This window comes from Dysgonomonas termitidis, assembly GCF_054657735.1.
This window is the reverse complement of record NZ_BAAHYD010000002.1, coordinates 2,078,418-2,101,504: the sequence shown is the minus strand read 5'-3', so window position 1 is coordinate 2,101,504 and position 23,087 is coordinate 2,078,418. Positions and strand designations below refer to the sequence as shown.

At 40.0% G+C, this 23,087-nt stretch carries 22 protein-coding genes and 1 riboswitch; of the genes, 6 read left to right on the top strand and 16 right to left on the bottom strand.

Annotated elements, in window-relative coordinates; genetic code table 11:
* Positions 1-3 precede the first annotated feature (3 nt).
* From cysS to ACYQ3L_RS12875, 8 genes are all read right to left on the bottom strand, one after another.
* The gene (cysS, locus tag ACYQ3L_RS12910) at positions 4-1,479 is read right to left on the bottom strand and encodes a cysteine--tRNA ligase (protein ID WP_380000605.1); all 1,476 of its coding nucleotides are present in this window, start codon (positions 1,477-1,479) and stop codon (positions 4-6) included.
* Positions 1,480-1,517: 38 nt separating this feature from the next.
* Complete coding sequence (dusB, locus tag ACYQ3L_RS12905; RefSeq protein ID WP_380000603.1) at positions 1,518-2,501, bottom strand: tRNA dihydrouridine synthase DusB; 984 nt, start codon at positions 2,499-2,501, stop codon at positions 1,518-1,520.
* Between the two features lie 131 nt (positions 2,502-2,632).
* Positions 2,633-3,304 (bottom strand): tRNA (5-methylaminomethyl-2-thiouridine)(34)-methyltransferase MnmC2, encoded by a 672-nt coding sequence (mnmC2, locus tag ACYQ3L_RS12900; RefSeq protein ID WP_380000601.1) that lies wholly within the window; start codon positions 3,302-3,304, stop codon positions 2,633-2,635.
* Between the two features lie 23 nt (positions 3,305-3,327).
* Positions 3,328-3,804 (bottom strand): 2-C-methyl-D-erythritol 2,4-cyclodiphosphate synthase, encoded by a 477-nt coding sequence (gene ispF, locus ACYQ3L_RS12895; RefSeq protein ID WP_380000599.1) that lies wholly within the window; start codon positions 3,802-3,804, stop codon positions 3,328-3,330.
* A 116-nt stretch (positions 3,805-3,920) separates the two neighbouring features.
* Entirely contained in the window at positions 3,921-5,084 is a 1,164-nt protein-coding gene (gene porV / locus ACYQ3L_RS12890; RefSeq protein ID WP_380000597.1) for a type IX secretion system outer membrane channel protein PorV, read from the bottom strand.
* Positions 5,085-5,217: 133 nt separating this feature from the next.
* Positions 5,218-5,844 carry a fumarylacetoacetate hydrolase family protein gene (locus ACYQ3L_RS12885; protein WP_380000595.1) on the bottom strand — a complete coding sequence of 209 codons (627 nt, stop codon included), beginning with the start codon at positions 5,842-5,844 and terminating at the stop codon, positions 5,218-5,220.
* A 43-nt stretch (positions 5,845-5,887) separates the two neighbouring features.
* Positions 5,888-6,625, bottom strand: a complete 738-nt coding sequence (locus ACYQ3L_RS12880; protein WP_380000619.1) for a polyprenol monophosphomannose synthase — start codon at positions 6,623-6,625, stop codon at positions 5,888-5,890.
* A 530-nt stretch (positions 6,626-7,155) separates the two neighbouring features.
* Positions 7,156-7,365 carry a hypothetical protein gene (locus tag ACYQ3L_RS12875; RefSeq protein WP_380000593.1) on the bottom strand — a complete coding sequence of 70 codons (210 nt, stop codon included), beginning with the start codon at positions 7,363-7,365 and terminating at the stop codon, positions 7,156-7,158.
* A 331-nt stretch (positions 7,366-7,696) separates the two neighbouring features.
* Between ACYQ3L_RS12875 and ACYQ3L_RS12870 the strand changes: the two genes are divergently transcribed.
* The 3 genes from ACYQ3L_RS12870 (at position 7,697) to ACYQ3L_RS12860 (ending at position 9,490) form a co-directional block, all read left to right on the top strand.
* A complete protein-coding gene (locus tag ACYQ3L_RS12870) occupies positions 7,697-8,542 on the top strand; it encodes an energy transducer TonB (protein ID WP_380000591.1) in 846 nt (281 codons plus the stop codon).
* A 395-nt stretch (positions 8,543-8,937) separates the two neighbouring features.
* Positions 8,938-9,261, top strand: coding sequence for a hypothetical protein (locus ACYQ3L_RS12865; RefSeq protein ID WP_380000589.1), 324 nt, complete (start codon positions 8,938-8,940; stop codon positions 9,259-9,261).
* Positions 9,248-9,490, top strand: a complete 243-nt coding sequence (locus ACYQ3L_RS12860; protein WP_380000587.1) for an outer membrane beta-barrel protein — start codon at positions 9,248-9,250, stop codon at positions 9,488-9,490. The genes ACYQ3L_RS12865 and ACYQ3L_RS12860 overlap by 14 nt, the downstream gene beginning before the upstream one ends.
* 69 nt (positions 9,491-9,559) lie before the next feature.
* Here ACYQ3L_RS12860 and ACYQ3L_RS12855 read toward each other — a convergent pair whose 3' ends face one another.
* From ACYQ3L_RS12855 to ACYQ3L_RS12830, 6 genes are all read right to left on the bottom strand, one after another.
* Complete coding sequence (locus ACYQ3L_RS12855) at positions 9,560-11,683, bottom strand: Tex family protein (protein WP_380000584.1); 2,124 nt, start codon at positions 11,681-11,683, stop codon at positions 9,560-9,562.
* A gap of 87 nt (positions 11,684-11,770) precedes the next feature.
* On the bottom strand, positions 11,771-12,148 hold the full coding sequence (locus tag ACYQ3L_RS12850) for a GxxExxY protein (RefSeq protein ID WP_380000582.1): 378 nt from the start codon (positions 12,146-12,148) through the stop codon (positions 11,771-11,773).
* Between the two features lie 255 nt (positions 12,149-12,403).
* Positions 12,404-13,075, bottom strand: a complete 672-nt coding sequence (locus ACYQ3L_RS12845) for an RluA family pseudouridine synthase (protein WP_380000580.1) — start codon at positions 13,073-13,075, stop codon at positions 12,404-12,406.
* A gap of 110 nt (positions 13,076-13,185) precedes the next feature.
* Positions 13,186-14,682: a butyryl-CoA:acetate CoA transferase gene (locus ACYQ3L_RS12840; protein ID WP_380000578.1), complete on the bottom strand. Its 1,497-nt coding sequence runs from the start codon at positions 14,680-14,682 to the stop codon at positions 13,186-13,188.
* A 229-nt stretch (positions 14,683-14,911) separates the two neighbouring features.
* Positions 14,912-15,493 (bottom strand): non-canonical purine NTP diphosphatase, encoded by a 582-nt coding sequence (locus ACYQ3L_RS12835; protein WP_380000575.1) that lies wholly within the window; start codon positions 15,491-15,493, stop codon positions 14,912-14,914.
* On the bottom strand, positions 15,490-16,692 hold the full coding sequence (locus ACYQ3L_RS12830; protein ID WP_380000573.1) for a pyridoxal phosphate-dependent aminotransferase: 1,203 nt from the start codon (positions 16,690-16,692) through the stop codon (positions 15,490-15,492). The genes ACYQ3L_RS12835 and ACYQ3L_RS12830 overlap by 4 nt, the downstream gene beginning before the upstream one ends.
* 208 nt (positions 16,693-16,900) lie before the next feature.
* A riboswitch (cobalamin riboswitch) is annotated at positions 16,901-17,076 on the top strand.
* A gap of 111 nt (positions 17,077-17,187) precedes the next feature.
* Between ACYQ3L_RS12830 and ACYQ3L_RS12825 the strand changes: the two genes are divergently transcribed.
* From ACYQ3L_RS12825 to ACYQ3L_RS12815, 3 genes are read left to right on the top strand one after another with little or no spacing between them, the layout of a single operon-like run.
* A complete protein-coding gene (locus ACYQ3L_RS12825) occupies positions 17,188-19,182 on the top strand; it encodes a TonB-dependent receptor plug domain-containing protein (protein WP_380000570.1) in 1,995 nt (664 codons plus the stop codon).
* Between the two features lie 21 nt (positions 19,183-19,203).
* Positions 19,204-20,301, top strand: coding sequence for a DUF5074 domain-containing protein (locus ACYQ3L_RS12820; RefSeq protein ID WP_380000568.1), 1,098 nt, complete (start codon positions 19,204-19,206; stop codon positions 20,299-20,301).
* Positions 20,302-20,312: 11 nt separating this feature from the next.
* Positions 20,313-21,446: an ABC transporter substrate-binding protein gene (locus tag ACYQ3L_RS12815; RefSeq protein WP_380000566.1), complete on the top strand. Its 1,134-nt coding sequence runs from the start codon at positions 20,313-20,315 to the stop codon at positions 21,444-21,446.
* Positions 21,447-21,502: 56 nt separating this feature from the next.
* On the opposite strand, the gene ACYQ3L_RS12810 is transcribed toward ACYQ3L_RS12815, so the two are convergent.
* Both ACYQ3L_RS12810 and ACYQ3L_RS12805 read right to left on the bottom strand, forming a co-directional pair.
* Positions 21,503-22,138, bottom strand: coding sequence for a YiiX/YebB-like N1pC/P60 family cysteine hydrolase (locus tag ACYQ3L_RS12810; protein ID WP_380000564.1), 636 nt, complete (start codon positions 22,136-22,138; stop codon positions 21,503-21,505).
* Positions 22,139-22,159: 21 nt separating this feature from the next.
* Entirely contained in the window at positions 22,160-22,984 is an 825-nt protein-coding gene (locus ACYQ3L_RS12805) for an IS982 family transposase (protein WP_459952367.1), read from the bottom strand.
* Positions 22,985-23,087: the final 103 nt, after the last annotated feature.

Sequence of the window (23,087 nt, the reverse complement as noted above, 5' to 3'; positions counted from 1 at the left end):
ATTTCATTTCAGCTTCCATTCCGCGCCGTCCTTACCGTCTTTTATTTCAAAGCCGGCTTTGGCCAATTCATTCCTTATCTGGTCGGATGTTGCCCAATCTTTATTTTCTTTTGCTTTTTGACGGATATCGAGCAGTAAGTCTACAGCTTTTCCGAATGCCTCGTTATTATTTGCAGAGGATGCCTCATTACGAATACCCAATATATCAAATAAAAAAGTATCAAATATTTTTTTTAAATGTTCAATAGAATCTACTGTCATCAAAACATCTTGATATAATGCTAAATATACATAATTACTTGCTTCACATAAAAGGGATATTAGTACAGCAGTGTTTAAGTCATCATTTAGAGCCCTATAACATCTATTTTCTAAAAAACTTATATCAACATCATCGGATGTTATATTTTGAGGGTTAATCTTTTTTATATTATCATACGCTTCAAGCAATCTAAATAATAACTTTTCTGCAGACTGCAGACTTTCATTACTAAAATTTACAATACTTCGATAATTAGATAGTAAAATAAAGAATCGGATTGTCATCGGAGAATAGGCCTGTGCTAACAATTTGTGTGACCCAGTGAAGAATTCTTCTAATGTGATAAAGTTCCCCAACGATTTACCCATTTTCTGCCCATCAACTGTAATCATATTGTTATGTATCCAATATTTTACGACCTGATGCTTTTCCATCGCTGTATTCTGGGCAATTTCACATTCATGGTGCGGAAACATCAGGTCAAGCCCACCACCATGTATATCAAACTCGTTACCAAGATATTTTATACTCATTGCAGAACATTCCAAATGCCATCCCGGGAAACCAATGCCCCAAGGCGAAGGCCAGCGCATAATATGTTCCGGTGAAGCTTTCTTCCACAAGGCAAAGTCCACCTTACTGCGTTTCTCGTCCTGTCCTTCAAGTTCACGGGTCGTATTCAGCATCTCCTCTATGTTTCGATGCGACAGGATACCGTAATCGTAGTCCTTATTATACTTCTCTACATCGAAATAAACAGAGCCATTACTTTCATATGCATAACCGTTCTCCAGTATTTTTTTAATCGTTTCAATTTGTTCTATTATGTGTCCGGAAGCATGGGGCTCGATGCTTGGAGGCAATACATTCAACATCTCCATTGCCTTGTGGTAACGGTTTGTATAATATTGCACCACTTCCATCGGTTCAAGCTCTTCAAGACGTGCTTTTTTTCCTATCTTATCCTCTCCTTCATCCGCATCGTTTTCCAAATGCCCCACATCGGTAATATTGCGTACATAACGTACTTTATATCCCAGATGTGTAAGATAGCGGAATAATATATCGAAGGTTATAGCCGGGCGGGCATGTCCTAAATGTGGATCGCCATATACTGTAGGACCACAGACATACATTCCTACATGAGGCGCATGAAGCGGTTCGAATACTTCTTTTGTACGGGTCAGTGTGTTGTAAACCGATAGTTTTTGTTCCATAATCTGCTACTAAATTTTAGAGGTACAAAAATACGAAATTATACGTCATATTGAATAGATATACCATCCATTATTGAGAATAATTCATCTACCGAATCTGTTCTTAGCATAGATACCCGTATTTTCTTAAAATCGGGAATCCCCTTAAACACCGGACTTCCCGCCAAATGACGGCGACTATGTAGTATCCCGCCTCTCTCGCCGGAATGGGCTATATTCTTCCGTACCAAATCCTTCAAAACATCGAGATACCATGTAAACTCCTTCTTTGGCATAGGTTCTCCTGTGGCCAGATAATGTTTCACCTCTTCGAATATCCAGGGTCCACCGATGCTGCCACGACCGATCATTACGGCATCCACACCAGTTTCATCAAAACGCCGTTTACAGATTTCGGGAGTGGTTACATCCCCATTGCCAATAATCGGGATATGCATGCGTGGATTATTCTTTACTGCACCAATCAGTGACCAATCAGCTTCTCCTGAATACATCTGGGCACGAGTACGCCCATGCAATGTCAAAGCCTGTATACCTGTATCCTGTAATTGCTCCGCCAGTTCCACAATTATCTTCGAATCGTTATCCCATCCCAGGCGGGTTTTCACTGTCACGGGGATATTCACAGCCTTTACAACGGCAGCGGTGATCTCCACCATCAGTTCGGGTGTACGCATCATGCCCGAACCGGCACCTTTTCCTGCCACTTTCTTCACAGGGCAACCGAAATTTATATCCAGTATGTCGGGACTGGCTTCTTCACATATCTTTGCAGCCTCTACCATCGCATCCACTTCACGCCCGTATATCTGGATAGCTACGGGACGTTCTTCTTCGCTGATAGTTAGTTTTGCCTGTGTTTTGTTTACATGACGTATAAGAGCGTCGCTGGATACAAACTCGGTATATACCATATCCGCGCCAAAACGTTTACACATCAATCTGAAACCCATATCGGTAACATCCTCCATAGGAGCAAGGAACACCGGGTTTTCAGAAAAATTTATATTGCCTATTTTCAATTTAGTTACAAGTTACGAGTTACGAGTTACAAGAAAAGATGCTTGTAGCATAACTCTAATTAATAAAGGATACAAAGATAAATAATCAGGCGAAAATAATACTGAAATCTTTAAATACTGAAATCTTTAAATTATTTTATCGCCCGCAACATCTCCCGTTTTCCCGGAGGCCCGGGTAACCGTTCCGTTGTAAAGCCGGCCTGTTGCATCATCCGGCGCACTATTCCTTTGGCACAATAGGTGACCAATATACATCCGTCGCCTGATATAGCATATAATTTATCAAAGATGTCCTGTGTCCACATCCCGGCCTGTTTATCGGGTGCAAAGGCATCAAAGTAGATAATATCTGCATTTTCTTTTATTTTCGAAAAATCGAAACGTGTAAAGTCCGCCTTTATTTTGGTAAGAAAAAAATTATCGGTTATCTCCGATTCCTTTTCCCATTCCACATTATGCAGCTTATGATACATTTCCTGCTCTATAGATAAATATTTCTCAGGATAATTCAAATCTTTAATAATGTTATCAGGTAAAGGATAAGCCTCTATGGTTGTATAATGGATAATCCGTTCTGTCTTTCGATTTTCGAGTAATGTAAGGAAAGCATTCAGTCCCGTACCGAAACCCACTTCGAATATATGGATTGTATCTTTGCGGCAATGCTTTAATCCGGCGTCTATAAAGACATGCGTAGATTCTTGTATAGCCCCGTTTACCGAATGGTAATGTTCGTTCAGTCCGGGAACAAAAAGAGTGTGAGACCCGTCAGCAGTTAACTCTATTACAGGTTTCACACTCATTTTGCACTGTGTTTAACTATCACTTATTTTTCTATTAAAGCCACGGCATATGCGGCAAAACCTTCCTCACGGCCTACAAATCCCATTTTTTCGGATGTAGTAGCTTTAATAGAAATATCTTCTTCAGAGATTTCAAGTATCCCTGCCATTACCTTTTGCATCTGAGGTATATGCGGATTTATCTTAGGACGCTCGGCACAAATAGTCGCATCAATATTGCCGATCCTGTACCCTTTTTCCGTTATAACCTCTAATGTTCTGGCCAGTAAAATCTTGCTATCTATATCTTTATATTCTCCCGCAGTATCGGGAAAGTGAAAACCTATATCGCGCAGATTTGCCGCACCTAACAAAGCATCACAAATCGCATGTATCAGGACATCAGCATCGGAGTGTCCCATAAGTCCCTGAGTATGGTCGATCTTCACACCTCCAAGCCACAATTCACGATTGTCTGCCAAACGATGTACATCGTACCCAAACCCTACACGTATCTTCATTTTATTTAATTTGAGAATTAGCACATTAGCATATCAGTAAATTCAATAACTATGTGTACTGCTAGCCGCTTGCACTATTTGCTGATTTCCGAATTTACTAATATGCTAATTAAGTTTTATCTGAATAAATTTTTCATTCCGTCAATGTCGAACGCCAAAGAGAAACGGAGTGTCTGGTCTAACGGGTTTTGTTGTGCAGTAGCAAGCATATAAGCTACATCCAGCTGGAAAGCTGTCAGCTTGAACCCTGCCCCGAACGACAAGTACTGACGGTTACCCTTCATTTTGTTTTCATGGAAATAACCGGTACGAAGGCGGAACTTATTATCATAGTCATATTCTGCACCAAGCGACCACATTATTTCTTTCATCTCTTCCGAAAATCCGCCGGGCGCATCCCCAAACGATTTAAAGATACCGGATATAGGGCTGATATTCTGATAATCTTCAATCCGTTTCCTATAATCGTTGACGTCTTCACCTTCTTCCTGTACTGGAGGTGTAGGCACCAGCAACTTATTGATATCCATACTGAAAGACAATGTACTCACATCGTTCATCGGATACATCAATGAAGCTCCTAAGCGCAGGTTCGTAGGCAGGAACTGATCCCTGTCTCCGCCTGTTGTCGCTATCTTAGTACCGATATTAGATATATTAAAACCGAAGCTTAATAAGCTTTCCGATTGTCCTATATTTATATACGATTCGTTATAACCTGCTACATCGGCAGCCCATGCATTACCCGGAGTTGTTTCTTCATCCGCACCCGAATAATCGGCACGTATATAGCGTACCGTTACCGATCCGGAAAATGTTTCTGTCAATTTACGCGAATAGCCTAAATCGACAGCCAGTTCGTGAGGGCTCAGTGTTTGTCCCGTCCAACCCGCATCATTGGCAATATTGACATTACCTACAGAGAAGTAACGTATCGAAGCGCTTAACGCCTGATTGTTCTCATTACCTAGTTTATAATAACCCACCCCGTAAACCAGCGCTATATCATTGATGATTTTTCTCAACCAGGGTGTATATGATAGTCCAAATCCCGCCTTACTTGGCGAAAATGCATATTTTGCAGGGTTCCAGTGTTGCGAATATACGTCGGGCGCAGTAGCTACTCCGGCATCTCCCATACCGCCGCCACGGGCATCAGGAGCGATGGATAAAGACGGCATCGCAGTCAGAATCGGATTGATATCTTCTTGGGCAACCATGCTAAATGTAGTGAGTACAAAAGCATTTACCAACAAGACTTTTTTTAAGAAATTCTTCATTTATTCCACTATTTATTTTACGTAATTAAATTAATTTGGTTAAGGAAGTTTATAGTTTGTACATTCTTCAGTTATAGTTATAACTATCTTTTATCGATTTTATTATTTTTATTTCAAATTTTAACATACTATTCTAACAAATATGTAATTCCAATAGTTCATCTTCCTCCAGAATACCTGTCAGTTTATTCCCGATTTCAACTTTCCCTACTCCTGCGGGCGTACCGGTAAATATGAGGTCGCCGGTCTTTAATGTAAAGAAGCGGCTTGCAAAAGCTATAATCTTATCCACCGAATGAAGCATCTCATTCGTATTTGCCGACTGAACAACTTTATCATCTATTCTGAGCATGAAGTCCAGTTCCTGAATACTTTTTCCATACTTTTCTTTCGGGACAAAACTACCTACTGCCGCAGAATTGTCAAAAGCCTTCGATATTTCCCAGGGCTGACTTCTTTGCTTTAATCCGGCTTGTATATCACGTGCCGTAAAGTCTATGCCTAGTGTTATTTCATTATAATAGCGATAAGCGAAACGTTCTGCAATATTCTTACCCATTTTATCGATACGAACTACCAGTTCGGTTTCGTGATGAATATCCGATGAAAAATCGGGTATGTAAAAACGGTTCTTATCACCTGATAGCAAAGCTGTATCCGGTTTCATAAAGAGAACAGGATCATCATCCTTATCAGACAACGCACGACCCATCTCCTTATTATGTGTCTGATAGTTAAGACCTATGCAGATAATTTTCATTTATATCACCTAAAATTAAATAAAGAACAAAAATACACAAGATTTATTGTTTCTTCTTTATGCCTCCGAACAATTGCCTGAATCTCATCGTCAATACTCCAAAAACTCCTTCCGCAAAGATACCCGAATTCATTTTGGAAGTTCCCAGCATCCGGTTTACAAATACGATAGAGACTTCTTTTATATCAAATCCCAGACAATAAGCCGTATATTTCATTTCTACCTGAAATGCATATCCCTTGAAACGTATATTATCCAAGTCGATGGTTTCCAATACGTTTCGCTTATAGCATACGAATCCAGCAGTAGCATCATGCACTTTCATTCCGGTAATAAAGCGCACATACTTAGACGCAAAATAAGACATCAGTACCCGCCCCATCGGCCAGTTCACGACATTCACCCCGCTATAATAACGCGAGCCTACGGATAAATCCGCGCCATCGTTCGCACACGCGTCATACAGGCGTAATAAATCGTTCGGATTATGCGAAAAATCGGCATCCATTTCAAATACATATTCATATGAACGTTCCAGTGTCCAGCGAAAACCCGCGATATATGCCGTACCTAGCCCTAATTTACCGGCCCGCTCTATCATATTCAGTCGTTCCGGAAATTCGGATTGAAGCTTTTTCACAATGCCTGACGTACCATCGGGAGAGCCATCGTCGATAATAAGAATATCGAACAGCCGGGGCAAATCGAGTACAGCTCTGATTATAGCCTCTATATTCTCCTTCTCATTGTAGGTGGGTATTATAACTACGGAATTGGACATATACTTTTCGTTCATTTACAATAGTCGTTTTGCGTGACTCGGCATAATCAAAATAAATTTTACTTCTGCTACCGCTATTTAAAACGTTCTTTTAATTAAAGCCACAAATGTAGTATTTTAAGAATTTATAAATAAAAAATAATGACTAAAAATAATAAAAAGAACCGTCTGTTTTGTGGCTCAAAGCACAGACTTGGTTACCCTTATATTATTTTTACATTTATTAACCATATACAGTTAAAAAGTAACAGATGTAACACATTTTACAGTGAACAGTGAACAGTCATCAGTTAACAACTTGTATCTCGTGCCTTGTCTACTCGTAACTCGTAACTGCCCTAGGGCGAAGTAACTCGTAACTATTAAAAAGTAACACCTTTTTAGCTATTAGCTGATAGCCGTTAGCCAATAGCTTATGTACAAAACTTGACAAACTTGACACTTTTCCCACTATTTTTTATCTGTTCCTTTTTTCCCTCTCTGTAAGTCCCCCTTGGGGCAGGGGCTGTTAAGTTCTCCGCTTTATTCTGTTATTCTCTGCTGCCATCCTGAGTGGAACGAAGGATCTCTTTCGATTTAGGAGATGTTTCACTTCGTTCAACATGACAAAGAGTATATAAGGATTCAGAACTTAACAGCCCTGCCCTCGCTGGCGCAGACGTCCCGTCTGTGTGTTGCGTAGCAAACATTTTTTCCCTGTCAAAAGACACGGACTGGAAGTCCGCGCCAGCGGGAGACACATCTGACACATTTTTACTGTTTATATAATATGTTGTTTACATATATTAACTATATATAGTTAAAAAGTAACAAAAAACAGATATGATCCAAACCTCTTATTTTTTCAATATATCGAAGATTTACAAATAGTTAACCAACATATTCATAATATAGATAAAGTTTTCAGATATTATATATGCAAAATTTCATCTATACCACCCTATGCAAGAAATAAATAATCTATCCGAAATTATTTTCAAAAAAATTTAAGCCCTTTTATGGAATTTGAAGCTTTTACATATCTATTAGGTACAAAAGGGGAATAATTAATAACACATAAAACTTACAGTTATGAAAAACTTAGTTAACTTAAATTCCGCAGAATGGTGTGATATTATTTTTGAAGGTAAAAATAAATCATATGGTGCATTTGAATTACGCCAGTCCTCTACCAGGAGGCATCTGATCGCATTCGGCGTAGTGGTATTATTCGCTGCTTTTGTATCCTGCCTGCCGGCAATCATCAGTACGATCAATGCTGCCAGTGCAAAGAACCATACAGGTGGTGTAGACGACATATACACTACATCGGTGATCGAAGTAGATAACAAGTTACCGGAACCCGAAGTAATAAAACCTGAGATACCGGAACCTCCAAAATTCCTTCCGATGCAAAAATTTGCCCCGCCTACAATTGTAAAGAACGAAGATGCCCCCGATGAGACTGAGATGGCCAATATGAGTGACCTGACTACAGACAAAAGAGAAATCGGTGGTTTTGAAGTAAAAGACGATGGTTCTGACCACAAAGACGCTGTACGCAAAGAATTTGAAACCAATGTAGTAGGTGACGGACAAGGTGGAGCCGCCTCTAAAGAACCCGAAGTATTCATAAGCGCTCAATTCATGCCTCAATTCCCCGGTGGACAAACCGATATGTATAAATATATATACGATAATATCAAATATCCGGTTGTGGATCAGGAAATGGGAATACAAGGAACAGTTACTCTAAGATTCGTGGTAAGCAAAACCGGAGATATCACTGATATCCAACTACTGAAAGGAATCAGTCCGACTTGCGACAAGGAAGCCATAAGGGTACTGAAAGGCATGCCCAGATGGATACCGGGCAAGAATAACGGAGTTGCCGTTCCCGTTTACTTTACAATGCCTATTGTATTCAAGTTGAAATAATTATTATCATACAAAAATTAAATATTAAATAATATTTTGCCGGTAACCGGAAGACAAATCTTCCGGTTACCCATGCGTAAAAGTGCTTTTTTACCGGTAAATATATTTTTCAGTTCAAAAATTATTTATTATCAATTTTTCATATATATTTGTGCAAAATTTCTTACAAAAAATTAGAAATTATTTAAACCTTATAACACTAAACATACAAAATTGACAATACACATGGAAATAATCAATACTATTGAAGTTTAAAACTGTATTATCCCTGAAATCTAATGATTTCAGGTAATCCTTGACATAAAAATCTATTCAAATAAAATACAGAAGTTAATATATTATGTATATATAATTGTTCAGATTTTCATTATTAATCACTTAATTTCTTTACACAAATGAAAAATGTTCTATTCAAAAGAATGGTGATGCTAATCATCATGACGGTAGCGGTAAGCACAGTAACAATAGCGCAGGAAAAAGGGGACAAAGCTATCGGTGCCAACCTGGTAATAGGGAGCGGAAACAGTTTCACCAATTATGGCCTCGGCGCCAAATTCCTCTACAATGTAACAGATCCGATCCGTTTATCTGCGGAATTCGATTATTTTTTCAAAAAAGATTTTGTAACTATGTGGGATGCCAGCGTGTACGGACATTACCTGATTCCTGTAGCCGAGAAGTTTACCCTGTATCCTTCGGTAGGGTTTGGGACTCATTAACACCAAAGCTTCTTATGGAGAGGCCATCGATGGCTTAGGCAAATTAGGTGACATTTTAGGCATTAATGTATCGGGAGCATCGGCATCGAGCAGTGACTTTGTTTTTTCACTGGGCGGTGGCGCCGAATATGAATTAACCGATAATCTGGCGCTGAACGGCGAATTCCGTTACAAAATCAAAGACGGCAGCCGTATCAATATAGCTTTAGGCATTGCATACAAGTTTTAATAATACAAGCCGGAAAAGGAATGAAAAGGAGTTACGCTGATTGTAACTCCTTTTTAGTCAACCAGATTCTTATTTTTTCATCGATAATTGCACCCGTTTCCGTGCTGTATCAACGGACAATACTTTTACCTCTACATGCTGGTGAAGAGATACCACCTCTGTAGGATCGGAAACAAAGCGGTCTGCTATTTCGGAAATATGCACCAGCCCGTTCTCTTTGATGCCCACATCCACAAAGCAACCAAAGTTTGTGATATTGGTAACGATACCGGGAAGAACCATACCTTCACGCAGATCGTTAATAGTACGGATATTGGGATCGAATTCAAACATCCTGATGCCTTTACGCGGGTCACGTCCGGGTTTATCCAGTTCTTGCATTATATCGTTCAGCGTAGGCAATCCTACTGTATCCGTTATATACGACTTGAGGTCGAGCGTTTTTTTCAATTCCTTGTTCTGTATCAGTTCTGAAACAGTACACTTCAGATCTTTAGCCATCTTCTCTACCACATGGTAACTTTCAGGATGTACAGCAGAATTATCCAACGGGTTCCCAGCTTCGGCAATACGAAGGAAGCCTGCGCACTGTTCAAAAGCCTTCTCTCCCATCCGGGCTACTTTCATCAGTTCTTTGCGGGACTTGAAGGCACCGTGTGCCGCGCGATAATCAACAATATTCTGCGCTAACACAGGACCTAAACCTGAGACGTAAGTCAACAGGTGTTTACTTGCGGTATTTACATTTACACCAACGAGATTTACACAACTTTCGACGGTGAGATCAAGGGAATTTTTCAATTTTGCCTGGTCTACATCATGCTGGTATTGCCCTACTCCGATCGATTTCGGATCTATCTTCACCAATTCGGCCAACGGGTCCATCAGGCGACGGCCGATAGATACCGCTCCCCTGACCGTCACATCATAATCCGGAAATTCTTCACGGGCGATCTTGGAAGCAGAATAGATGGATGCCCCATTCTCACTTACAACGAATACCTTCACCTCCTTTTCGTAACGGAGATTGGTAATAAAACGCTCCGTTTCGCGACTAGCAGTACCATTCCCGATAGCAATAGCATCGATATTATATGTAGACACCAGTTTCACCACTTTATTACCGGCCTTGGACGTTTCATTTTGCGGTGGATGCGGATAAATTGTCTCATTATGCAACAGGTTTCCTTCCGCATCGAGACATACAAGTTTGCATCCTGTACGGTATCCCGGATCGATACCCAACACCCTCTTTTGTCCCAATGGCGGCGCAAGCAAAAGCTGACGCAGATTTTCAATGAATACACGTATGGCCTCCTCATCCGCCTTTTGTTTCGATAAAGCTGAAAACTCCGTTTCTATCGACGGCTTCAACAATCGTTTGTATGAGTCTTCTATGGCATCGGCCACATAGTTAGTGGCTTCATTATCGTTATCTCCTTTTATAAAACGCTTGTCCAGCCTTTCCAGTGCCGTATCTTCATCCGGTGCAATGTTTACACGGAGAAAACCTTCCGACTCCCCTCGACGTATTGCCAGTATGCGGTGAGATGAAGCCTTGCCCAGTTTTTCGGAAAAATCGAAATAATCGCGGTATTTGTCACCTTCCTCTTCTTTCCCCTTCACTACCTTAGCAGTAATAACTGCCTCCCGTTCAAAAAGGTTACGGATAGCATTACGGGCATATTCATCTTCATTTATCCATTCGGCTATGATATCACATGCCCCGGCAATAGCTTCTTTCGTATCTTTTACATCACCTTTTACATATGAGAGGGCTTTCCCTTCCACATCCACCGGGTGTTGCGCCATAATCAATTTAGCCAGTGGCTCCAATCCCTTCTTACGGGCTATTTCGGCCCGCGTCTGGCGCTTGGGTTTATAAGGAAGGTAGATATCTTCGAGTTCCGGGCCGTTCCAACAGTTTTCGATACGCATTTTCAGTTCAGGCGTAAGCTTCTCCTGTTCCTCTATCGATTTCAGGATTGTTTCGCGACGCTTTACAAGTTCATTGAACTTATCATTCTGTTCTTTTATCGCTCCTATCTGAACCTCGTCCAGTCCTCCGGTTACTTCTTTCCGGTAACGGCTGATAAAAGGGATAGTCGCGCCCGAATCCAGCAAACCTATTGTTTTTTCGATTTGTGAAGCTTTGATGCTTAAAGCTGATGATATTAGGTCTATAATTTTCATATTTAGTATTTTATTTCTCACAAAGGCACGAATACACAAAAATAGTATCTTCAATGGTATTGCTTACTATCTTTGTATAGTATATTTTTATAGGTTATTTACAATTCTTGTTATTCCGTTTTTTATAAAGGGTTCATTAAAATTGATTAGTAGTCCCAACTTAATATCTGTTATTTTTAAATATGTAAACAGTTGTTTGGGATGAACAGGTGATATTTTTTCAACAGATTTCAACTCAATGATAACCTTATCTTCTATAATTAAATCTGCCCGGAAACCAATATCCATTTTCAATTCGTCCCAGAATACAGGAATAGTTTTTTGTCTTTCTACTTTCAAATCCAGTATATTCAATTCATAATACATTATTTCTTCATAAACAGGCTCTAACAAACCCGGCCCTAATTCAGAATGTATACAATATGCAATATCTACAATATGTTTTGATATTTCATTTTCACTCATGTTCTTAAATTTTTTTATCTCACGCAAAGGCGCAAAGAAAAATATTGAAAATAACTTTCGAAAAACAAAGAATAGAGTTGGAATCAAATAAAAGCGAATAATACTTTTATTTTTTTATTCAAAAGCTTTCTTTGCGCCTTTGCGTCTTTGCGTGAGATTTTTCTTTTGTATTTAATTACTGATTCACATTACTTACTAATCTTATTCTGTTTTCCATTTTTCCTATATACCTTATTTTACACATTTGCGAGAGACTTATATTCCGCCAAAAGCCTGCCACAAATTATCTTCCGGCACAGGTGCAGTAACTTCGATTAATTCTTTCGATACCGGATGAATAAAGGATATCTTACGTGCATGCAGGCTGATACCGCCATCGGGGTTGGAACGCTCCGCACCGTACTTCAAATCCCCTTTTATCGGGCTGCCGATTTTTGCCAGCTGGCAACGTATCTGATGATGGCGGCCTGTTTCCAGATCTATTTCGAGTAAGCTGTATTTATCTGAACGGGCGATTAGTTTATAATGCAGTATAGCCTGTTTAGAATCCGGCTTCTCAGTATCATAAGCATATGACTTATTCTGTTTTTCATTCCGTACCAGGTAATGCTTCAATGTCCCCTCCGGCTGCTTGGGGGTATTCTTTACAATAGCCCAATAAGTTTTACTTATTTCCTTATTCTTGAACATATCATTCAGGCGGGATAAAGCCTTGCTTGTCTTGGCAAAGACCACGATCCCGCTCGTAGGACGGTCGAGGCGGTGGGTAACACCACAAAAAACGTTCCCCGGCTTATTGTACTTTTCTTTCAGGTATTCTTTTACGATTTCCGAAAGTGGCTTATCGCCCGTCTTATCCCCCTGTACGATTTCCGATACAGTCTTATTGACAATTATGATATGGTTATCTTCGTAGAGAACTGTCATTATGAAAATTTCAAGATTGCAAATTCAAAGATTTCAAATTTATTACAAAGAAAAACCTTTCGATTGACAATCGAAAGGTTTTCTCAGTTATAATGTTTAATATATATGTGTTAAGCGTTCTTTGGTTTTCTCCAGGTAACGTTTTTCATATCGCCTGTTTCCTGGAATGCTTCGTGAAAAGCGAAAGCATTATACATATCGAATCTTGTTTGCCCCTTAGGAGCATTCTTGATATACTCCTGCAATAGAGGGCGATAATCCGGATGCACACATTTATTGATGATTTCCTGTGCACGCTCTTCAGGGCATTTGCCACGAAGGTCGGCCACACCATACTCCGAAATGATTACTTTCACGGAGTGTTCGCTATGATCCTGATGCGCAACCATCGGCACAAAAGAACTTATCTTTCCGTCTTTTGCAACAGATGGCGTTACAAATATAGACACGTATGCACTACGGGTAAAGTCTCCGGAACCTCCGATACCGTTCATCATCTTGGTACCCATCACATGGGTTGAGTTAATATTACCGTAGATATCCGCTTCAATAGCTGTATTGATGGCAATAACCCCCAGACGGCGGACTACTTCGGGATTGTTTGAATATTCGGATGGACGCAACACGATCCTTTCTTTGAAAAAGTCCAGATTCTGGTATATATGCTCGATGCAAGGATTACTTACTGTCAATGAACAGCCGCTTGCAAATTTAACACGTCCCGATTCCATCAGCCCTATAACGGCATCCTGGATAACCTCGGTATAAACATCAAAATCAGGAATTTCCTTGCTTTCGCCCATGGCTGCTAGCACAGCATTCGCTATATTGCCCACACCCGACTGTACAGGCAGGAATGTTTTCGGCATACGGCCTTCCGCCATTTCCTTAATAAAGAAATTAGCTACATTTTCTCCGATTTTCGCAGTTACTTCATCTACGGGAGCAAAGCCGCTGCCTTCATTCGGTTCGTTGGTTCTTACAACGATTATTTTATCAGGATCTACTTTTATATGGTCTTTACCTACGCGGTCATGTACACCGTATACCGGAATATCTTCACGTGTAGGCGGGTCCTGAGGTTCGGGAATATCGTGCATTCCACGCATTGCCCTCGGATTCCATTCATTTAGTTCTACAATGACTTTTTTTGCCAGACGGCTTACTGTAGGAGAGATACCGACACCACATGTAGGGACTATTTCACCGTTCTCTGTAACTTCACATGCTTCTACGATGGCGTAGTCTACTTTTCCGTAGTACCCGTAACGGATATCCTGAGCCATAGTGGAAAGGTGCAAATCGCAATATTTGATTTCTCCGTTATTGATTGCTTCGCGCATGCTTTTGTTTGTCTGATAAGGTGCCCGGAAGTTAATAGCTTTCGCCCTGGTTAAGACCCCGTCTAACTTATCTCCTGTAGATGCTCCGGTGAACACATTTATTTTGAAAGGGTTGCCCTTTGCATGTTCTTCTTCGGCGCGTTTTGCAATAAATCCGGGTACTACTTTGGGACATCCTGCATGCGTAAAACCGCTAAATCCCACATTGTCGTTGTTGTTGATAAGTGCGGCTGCCTCTTCAGCAGTCATAAATTTTAAAGCCATTGTTTTTTAAAATGTATGATTTATATAAGTTATTAAGTTGATTTTCATATGTGTTTCGCTTTCGCGCTGCAAAAGTACAAAATAAATATCTGATGTGCTATTTTAAATCATTAAAAATTCAAAGACTGCAATTTAGTGCTGTTATTCAAAAAAATAAAGGTTTTCATCTCTAACGAAAACAATATGCATAAACAAAAGGAAATCGTCCTTGCAGGCTGTACTTATAAAATCAGATACCTTCCAAAAAACTACACAAAGCTTTCACAGCCAGTGCACGGTGGCTTATATTATTTTTAACATCGCTTCCTAATTCGGCAAATGTCGCTGTGTATCCGTCGGGCATAAACACCGGATCATAACCAAATCCGGCAGTACCTTTTTCTTCTGAGATTATTTCACCGTCGATTTTCCCGTCAAAAAGATATTCCTTTCCATCCAGAATCAATGCTATAACAGATCTGAAACGGGCTTTACGATTTGTAACGCCATCCAGATTAGCCAGAAGTTTTTTAATATTGGCTTTAGCATCATGCCCATCTCCGGCATAACGGGCCGAATACACGCCCGGCGCACCATTCAAGGCTTCAACTTCAAGCCCCGTGTCATCACCGAAACTGTCGTAACCGTATTTCTCTTTCACATAGCGGGCTTTTATCAAAGCATTTTCTTCCAGGGTCTCGCCCGGTTCGGCTATATCTTCGTGGCAACCAATATCTTTAAGGCTGAGTATTTCAAATTTATCTTTTACAACCTCCCTAACCTCTTCCAGTTTATGAGCGTTGTTTGTAGCGAATACAAGCTTTCTTTTCATTTATTTTTCAGCGCATTATAGGTTTCCAATGCTTTTTCTAATACTGTAAGCGCATTTCCCAGATCTTCTTTATTGAGTACATAGGCTATGCGTACTTCATTTTTTCCCAATCCCGGTGTTGTATAAAAACCTGAAGCGGGAGCCATAAAAACAGTCTGTCCTTCGTACTCAAAATCGGACAGGCACCACGCGCAAAATTCGTCGGCATCATCTACCGGAAGGCGTGCAACGGTATAAAATGCACCCATAGGGATAGGTGAATATACTCCCGGTATACGGTTCAGGCGGTCGATAAGGAACTTACGTCTTTCCACATATTCATCGTAGGTATCACGAAGATAATCAGGACTTGCATCCAAAGATGCCTCTGCCGCAATCTGGCCGATAAGCGGAGGACTCAGGCGCGCCTGACAGAATTTCATAAGGGTCTTGCGTAATTCCTTATTTTTAGTAATCAATGCACCGATACGGATACCGCACTCACTGTATCTCTTCGAAACCGAATCTATCAGCACCACATTATCCTCGATACCGACAAGGTGACAAGCCGAAATATATGGTGAATTGGTGTAAATAAACTCACGGTATACCTCATCCGAAAATAAATAAAGATCATGCTTCTGCACCAGATGCTTTATCTGATTCATCTCGGCACGCGAATATAAATATCCTGTCGGGTTATTCGGATTACATATCATAATTCCTTTTGTACGCTCATTTATCAGTTCTTCGAACTTTTCAATTGGCGGCAAAGCAAACCCTTCTTCAATAGAAGAGGATACTGTGCGGATAATGGCTCCGGCTGATACGGCAAAGGCCATATAATTGGCATAAGCAGGCTCCGGAACAATAATTTCGTCACCCGGATTGAGGCAGGCCAGAAATGCGAACAATACAGCTTCCGACCCTCCGGTAGTAATAATTATATCGTCAGCCGATACATTTATATTATACTTTGCATAATAACCAACCAGTTTCTCACGGTAAGAACGGTATCCGTCGCTGGGACTATACTCCAGTATAGTGCGGTCGATATTGCGTATCGCTTCAAGCGCTTCTTCGGGAGTAGGTAGATCGGGCTGTCCGATATTCAGATGATATACTTTCAAACCCCTGGCTTTAGCCGAGTCGGACAATGGAGCCAATTTCCTGATGGGAGAATTCGGCATTTCTATTCCTCGCTGCGAAATATGTGGCATAATGCTATTATAATATATATTTTATTTTCAACAAGGCGCAAATATACGAATTTTACTTATGAGTTATAAGTTATAGGCGACGAATTTGTAGCACCTTTCATTCACCCGCTTTACTTATTTTTCATCTCTGCTCTTCCTTATTCTTGGTAAGCACGATGATACTCTTTACAAATAATTATCTCAAAAAAGTAAATCTTCTATAATATTGTGTATCTTTGCGCTACTTTGTTCCATTAAGGATGAAAAGGGAATCAGGTGTAAATCCTGAACAGACCCGCTGCTGTAAGCTCTGGGAATGTTTGTATCAAAATACCACTGTTGCAAAACGGGAAGGTGATATGAACAAGAGCGAGTCAGAAGACCTGCAAAGTAATATTTTCGACAGCTTTCGAGGAATAAGGCTTAAGAAACATGCGTAAAAGAAATCCAACTACCTTTCTTTTTCTTTGTTCTTATCGGATGCTGCAATTATACTAAAAGATATATTTTGCATAGATGAGAATTTTATTTTCTACCTTTTTATTTTTTTGTTCTTTAGCTTGTACATCCTTACTGGCCCAAACAAATGATAGTATCAAGACACAAAAACTATCGGAGGTAGAAGTATCTGCACATATAAAACCCTCGGCTGCCCGCTCAACGACACCGCTTCAAGTCATTACTACAGAGTCTATTACAGAGCAAGGATTGCAATCGGTATCTGACGTTGTACGCCGCTTTAATGGTGTCGTACTCAAAGATTATGGAGGTATCGGCGGACTAAAAACAGTTGCTATACGGGGAATGGGAGCGGAACATACAGCGATCAGTTATGATGGAATCACTGTCAGTAACGTACTATCCGGACAGGTGGATATAGGCCGATTTGCTTTGGATAACATATCTGCCGTATCGCTCAGCATAAGTCAGTCAGATGATATATTTCAAACAGCAAGGGTACTGGGTTCTGCCGGAGTACTTAATCTGCAAACAGCTATTCCTTCGTTTAATGAGCATAACCACGAGGGTAAAACAAGAATAACAACAGGCTCGTTCGGGTTATTCAATCCTGTCCTCGATTATTCGCATAAAATAAGCAATTCTTTTGCCATATCAGCTAACGGGAGCTGGCAACGTGCCGATGGTAATTATCCTTTCAAACAGGAAGACGATAAACTGTTACCTGACCGTAAAAGAAAGAACAGCGATGTGGATATCTTCAGAACAGAAATAAATATCTTCAATAATTTCGGTAAATCCGGTGATCTACGCACTAAAGTCTATTATTTTGATTCGGAACGTGGATTGCCCGGAAACGTAACTATCGCAAACGATTATGCGGCCGAGCGTCTCTGGGATAAGAATTTTTTTACCCAGATGATGTACAATACTACATTCAGCCCTAAGCTCAAATTCAGATCACAAGCCAAATATGACTATACGTTTACACGATATGTAATAGAAGAACTGAGCGACAGGAAAACGAATCGTTACAAGCAGCATGAAATATACCTTTCCAATGCATTGTTATATACGATAAACAATAACTTTTCGGCTTCTTTGGCAGAAGATCTGAGCTATAATACGCTCAATAACGACATGGCTACCTTTGCGGACAACCTTCCCTACCCTAAGCGGTATAACTCACTTACCGGGATAGCAGCAAAATATGACATTAAACAATTTACTGCCACTGCAAGCCTGCTGGCAACATATATATCAGAAGAGGTGAAGAACAATAGCGACAATAACACTTATAAGAGACTGACACCTACAATCAGCGCTTCGTATCAGCCTTTCGATGCAACAAATCTGCGTTTCAGGGTGTCATATAAAGAATTGTTTCGTGTACCGACTTTCACCGAATTATACTATTCTTCTATATCGAAGAAGCTAAATCCCGAACTGGCACGCCAATTCAATATGGGTGCAACATGGGTAGGTAGCATTTCCGACGTTCTCAATTACGTGAATGCATCTTTAGACGTGTATTATAATAATGTGAGGGATAAAATTATCATAATACCATATCCCTTTATGGCAAGTAGCACTAATCTGGGAAAAGTACGGATAAAAGGTATGGATCTGAAACTGGCGACAAACATCTCACTGTGCGACAAAATGGATGTGGATATCAGCGGCTCATACAGCTATATGGAAGCGCTGGATATGACTGACCCCAATAACAGCAAAACATACAAAAACCAGATACAATACACCCCAAAACATTCGGGAGCGATAACGGTAGGCTTCAATAATCCATGGGTAAATTTTTCATACTCTGTTGTTGCAGCAAACAAGCGTTATTTTAATATACAGAATATTAAGGATAACCGTATCGACGGATACTCCGACCATAGTATCTCCCTATATAAAAAGCTAAGAATAAAAGGTTATGACTGTTATCTGCAAGGCAACCTGTTGAATATCTGGAACGAAAATTATGATATAATCGCATATTACCCCATGCCGGGGCGATCATTTAAAATAACCGGCGGGTTCAAATTTTAAACATTTAAATAAAAAATAGAAATGAAAAAGTTTTTAGTAAAAGGAATGTTACTCTCTATGTTGGCTTTTGCCTTTGTTTCTTGTGATTCTGATGATGATAATATCACACCTTCATGGGTAGCTCCAGAAATTACCTCTGCAGGGGTGTATATTCTCAACTCGGGAAGCAGTGGTAAAAACAATGCAACAATGGGCTATTACAGTTCCGACACAGGAGTATTTACTGAGAAAATGTTTGAGAATCAAAATGATGAACTAAAAATAGGAGATACAGGGAACGATATGGTCATTTATGGTCATAAAATGTATATTCTGGCATCAGGGTCAAACAAAATATATGTTACAAATTTAGCCAGCAAGTTGTTAAAGATTATCGAACCTCTAAATGAATCGAATCAGCCTCAAAAACCTCGTGAAGGCGTTGCTTATGACGGGAAAGTATACATAAGTCTTTTCGATGGATATGTTGCTCAGATAGATACAACAAGTATGACTATTACAAAAAAAGTACAAGTAGGTACATACCCGGAAGAATTAACAATAGCCAAAAAGAAACTCTATGTTGCAAACTCCGGATACGGAGATGGAACAACTGTTTCAGAAATTGACCTTGAAAGCTTCACTGTCAAAACAATTGATGTGGTTCAAAATCCGGCAAACATAACAAGTGATAAGGATGGAAATGTATATATTATATCATTTGGCAATTATGGCAATATAAAATCAGCCCTTCAAAAGTATGAGCCATCAACAGGAAAATTAACAACTTTAGGTACAGGTATTGCCAATAAAATGGCCTTGAATAAAGATAATGATAAATTATTTTTAGTAAGTGAATCATGGGATACCGGAAGTAGGGTTGTTAGCTTGAGATCATTAGATCTGAAAACAAACACAGTAAATGAGAAATCCTTTGTGACTGCACCTGGCAATGTTGATCTGTCGAAAACATATAATGTTACAGTAAATCCTACGAACGGCGACATATATATTGCTACAAGTGACTACTCTACCAATGGAGATATGTATATCTTTTCTGCCGACGGTACATATAAGACTGGTTTTGGTACCGGAGGTATCAACCCTATGGGAGCATATTTCATTACAGGTGTAAAATGATAATATAGAATATGAAATTCCTAAATATCACACTACTCTTTTCTATTATCCTCATCCTGGCGGGCTGCGATAAACCTAAGCCTGCCGGACAGGATAATATTAAGCCGCAAACGGGATATACTGTCTATTATGCCAAAGGCTTTCAGGTAAAAAAGTATGATGGATATACCACCGTGTCGGTGCGTGATCCCTGGGACACCACGCGCATGCTGCAAACATATGTCCTTGTGGCAAAGAATAAAGATTTACCGGCAAACCTTCCCAAAGGTACAATTGTAAGAATACCTTTGGAAACAGTAGCGACATACTCCACCATCCATTGTTCTACCCTGAACGAACTGGATGCGGTAAATCTGATAAAGGGTGTGTGTGAACCTCAGTATATAAAGCTATCCAATATACAGGATGGTGTAAAGAGCGGGGCAATCGCCGATCTGGGGATGGCCAGTAAACCTGACACAGAGAGATTGATCATGCTCAGTCCTGATGCCATATTTGCCACTCCGATACAAGGCTGGACATACGGAAGTATAGAAAAAACAGGAATCCCCATTCTGGAAACAACCGATTATACAGAATCGCATCCGCTTGGACGTGCCGAATGGATACGCTACTATTCCTTATTTATCGGGAAGGAGCAATTGGCCGATTCGCTTTTTGCCATTACCGAAAAGAATTATAATGCTGTTAAAGATGCCGTGGCCGGAACGGCAAACCGTCCTTCCGTATTTACGGATATGCGTTATCAGAACAAATGGAACATGCCCGGAGGAAAAAGCTTTATGGCAAATATGCTATCCGATTCGGGAGCATCGTATTGCTGGTCTGATGACAACTCGACAACTTATATGCCACTGGCATTCGAATCGGTATTAGACAAGGCGGGTGAAGCGGATTTCTGGATAATCAAATATAACTGGCCTGAAGATATGACATATCAAAGCCTGGAGAAAGAATATAAGCCATATTCCCATTTCAAGGCATTTAAAGAAAAAAATATATACGGATGCAATACAGCATATTCGGGTTATTATGAGGATTTGCCCATCCATCCGGATTATATATTGAAAGATATGGCGTATATATTCCATCCGGAACTCTTCCCGGAATATACGCCGAAATATTACAAAAAAATAGGAGAGTAAATGTATATAGGTTTGTAAAAAGGCTGTGATCAGAATTTCTGCCACAGCCTTTTTCTTTAATAGTAATGAACGATATCGATCACATCCGAGCTTGACATAGCTCCCGGATTTATACCCGGTTCACCTTCGGGAACCGGTAAATTATACTTTCCGAAATACTCCTTCCAGCCTTTCGTTATTTCGCCTGTATCGGGCGATTTGAAAGTCATCGTATTTAACGCGAATACGGGAATGCCATTATTTGCTTTCAACAAGATATCATAAATAAGTTCTGAACAATAATACTTATCATTACCTAAGATAAATCCGTCATCATAATCTTTGCCGATAAGGGTTAACCCCTCATTCAACGCGGCGGGAATACAGGCACTGTATTCTTCTTTCAGCCGTCCTACGACCGATTTGGGATAACAATCTTTTCCCTCGGGATGCAGATAATCATTCAGAGGTGTCTTTGCGACTTTGGGACGAGTAGCTTCGATTACATAGACACTGTCATTATCATCGATATAAACGATACCGACATGCGTAAACCGGTAATCACCGATACTGGCGGTAACTGCTTTTATCGTATTATCAGTTCCATTTGCGCAATCTTCCTGAAAGATCAGATCGCCGCTCTGGAGCCTGAAGTCATCAGCACGCACGGTCATGCCTGATAAAAAGAGAACCATTAATAATATTGCTTTCATATAATTAATTTAAGTTGCTATTTATAGATTGTAAATTTTATCAAAAGTATATCCCCAAATGAAAGCAATAAGTTTAATCAAGAACCCCTTTTGAGTGACGGCATGAATTTTCTTAGGCAAATACTTGGTAATATCACTAAAAGCTGTTTCAATCCGCTTTCTGTGAATAGATATCAGATATTCCATACACGGATTATGCGGCTTTGTGGAATTACTTTTCCTGGCAGCTTTCAGATAAATATTATTATCGGCCAGCATGTCTTCAAGCAAATAATCAGTGTAAGCGGAATCAGCCAGAAGTTGACTTCCATCAGGCAGGTTGACCGGCAATTGTTTTATACCGTCAATATCATGGATTCCGCCTGCTGTAAAGGTAAATTCTACGGGAATACCATCCGAAGTAACTATCATATGAACTTTAAAACCATAAAAATAAACACGTTTGGAAGCACATTTACCTCGGTATTGTTCCCCTTTGACAATCCTGGATCTACTTATGCGTATATTATGGCAGACCTCTACAGGAAAGCTATCGATGCTATAAGTTGTCTCAAGGCTCATACCCTTTATTGCCTGGCCTGTATAGAAAAAGAGTTGGCTAAGAAATTCTCCTATATTGTGCAACCTGCGGTTGAAGCGGCTTTTGCCAAGCATACGAGGCATCAATCCGGTAGAACGGACAAAACAGATGGATTTCTCTATATTGCCTGCAAAATACTGGGCGGCAATCAGAACTACCGTAATGATTTCCGCATCACTGGTCTTACGGCTCTCAGGCTCTTTGTGGTTCATCGATTTCAATATATCATCAAAAAATACGTATATTGCAATGGTTTTTGTAACCATGGTCAGTCCTTTTTTGTGTGTTAGCACCGCAAAGTTAAGGGATTGACCTTTTTTATTGGATAATTCTATAAATAGCAACTTGAATTAATTATATAGAAGAAAG

Excerpts from the sequence above, each read along its gene's own strand:
- cysS (WP_380000605.1), bottom strand. The coding sequence starts at position 1,479 with ATGGAACAAAAACTATCGGTTTACAACACACTGACCCGTACAAAAGAA.
- mnmC2 (WP_380000601.1), bottom strand. The coding sequence starts at position 3,304 with ATGAGTGTGAAACCTGTAATAGAGTTAACTGCTGACGGGTCTCACACT.
- ispF (WP_380000599.1), bottom strand. The coding sequence starts at position 3,804 with ATGAAGATACGTGTAGGGTTTGGGTACGATGTACATCGTTTGGCAGAC.
- porV (WP_380000597.1), bottom strand. The coding sequence starts at position 5,084 with ATGAAGAATTTCTTAAAAAAAGTCTTGTTGGTAAATGCTTTTGTACTC.
- ACYQ3L_RS12885 (WP_380000595.1), bottom strand. The coding sequence starts at position 5,844 with ATGAAAATTATCTGCATAGGTCTTAACTATCAGACACATAATAAGGAG.
- ACYQ3L_RS12880 (WP_380000619.1), bottom strand. The coding sequence starts at position 6,625 with ATGTCCAATTCCGTAGTTATAATACCCACCTACAATGAGAAGGAGAAT.
- ACYQ3L_RS12870 (WP_380000591.1), top strand. The coding sequence starts at position 7,697 with ATGAAAAACTTAGTTAACTTAAATTCCGCAGAATGGTGTGATATTATT.
- ACYQ3L_RS12865 (WP_380000589.1), top strand. The coding sequence starts at position 8,938 with ATGAAAAATGTTCTATTCAAAAGAATGGTGATGCTAATCATCATGACG.
- ACYQ3L_RS12855 (WP_380000584.1), bottom strand. The coding sequence starts at position 11,683 with ATGAAAATTATAGACCTAATATCATCAGCTTTAAGCATCAAAGCTTCA.
- ACYQ3L_RS12850 (WP_380000582.1), bottom strand. The coding sequence starts at position 12,148 with ATGAGTGAAAATGAAATATCAAAACATATTGTAGATATTGCATATTGT.
- ACYQ3L_RS12845 (WP_380000580.1), bottom strand. The coding sequence starts at position 13,075 with ATGACAGTTCTCTACGAAGATAACCATATCATAATTGTCAATAAGACT.
- ACYQ3L_RS12840 (WP_380000578.1), bottom strand. The coding sequence starts at position 14,682 with ATGGCTTTAAAATTTATGACTGCTGAAGAGGCAGCCGCACTTATCAAC.
- ACYQ3L_RS12835 (WP_380000575.1), bottom strand. The coding sequence starts at position 15,493 with ATGAAAAGAAAGCTTGTATTCGCTACAAACAACGCTCATAAACTGGAA.
- ACYQ3L_RS12830 (WP_380000573.1), bottom strand. The coding sequence starts at position 16,692 with ATGCCACATATTTCGCAGCGAGGAATAGAAATGCCGAATTCTCCCATC.
- ACYQ3L_RS12825 (WP_380000570.1), top strand. The coding sequence starts at position 17,188 with ATGAGAATTTTATTTTCTACCTTTTTATTTTTTTGTTCTTTAGCTTGT.
- ACYQ3L_RS12820 (WP_380000568.1), top strand. The coding sequence starts at position 19,204 with ATGAAAAAGTTTTTAGTAAAAGGAATGTTACTCTCTATGTTGGCTTTT.
- ACYQ3L_RS12815 (WP_380000566.1), top strand. The coding sequence starts at position 20,313 with ATGAAATTCCTAAATATCACACTACTCTTTTCTATTATCCTCATCCTG.
- ACYQ3L_RS12810 (WP_380000564.1), bottom strand. The coding sequence starts at position 22,138 with ATGAAAGCAATATTATTAATGGTTCTCTTTTTATCAGGCATGACCGTG.
- ACYQ3L_RS12805 (WP_459952367.1), bottom strand. The coding sequence starts at position 22,984 with ATGGTTACAAAAACCATTGCAATATACGTATTTTTTGATGATATATTG.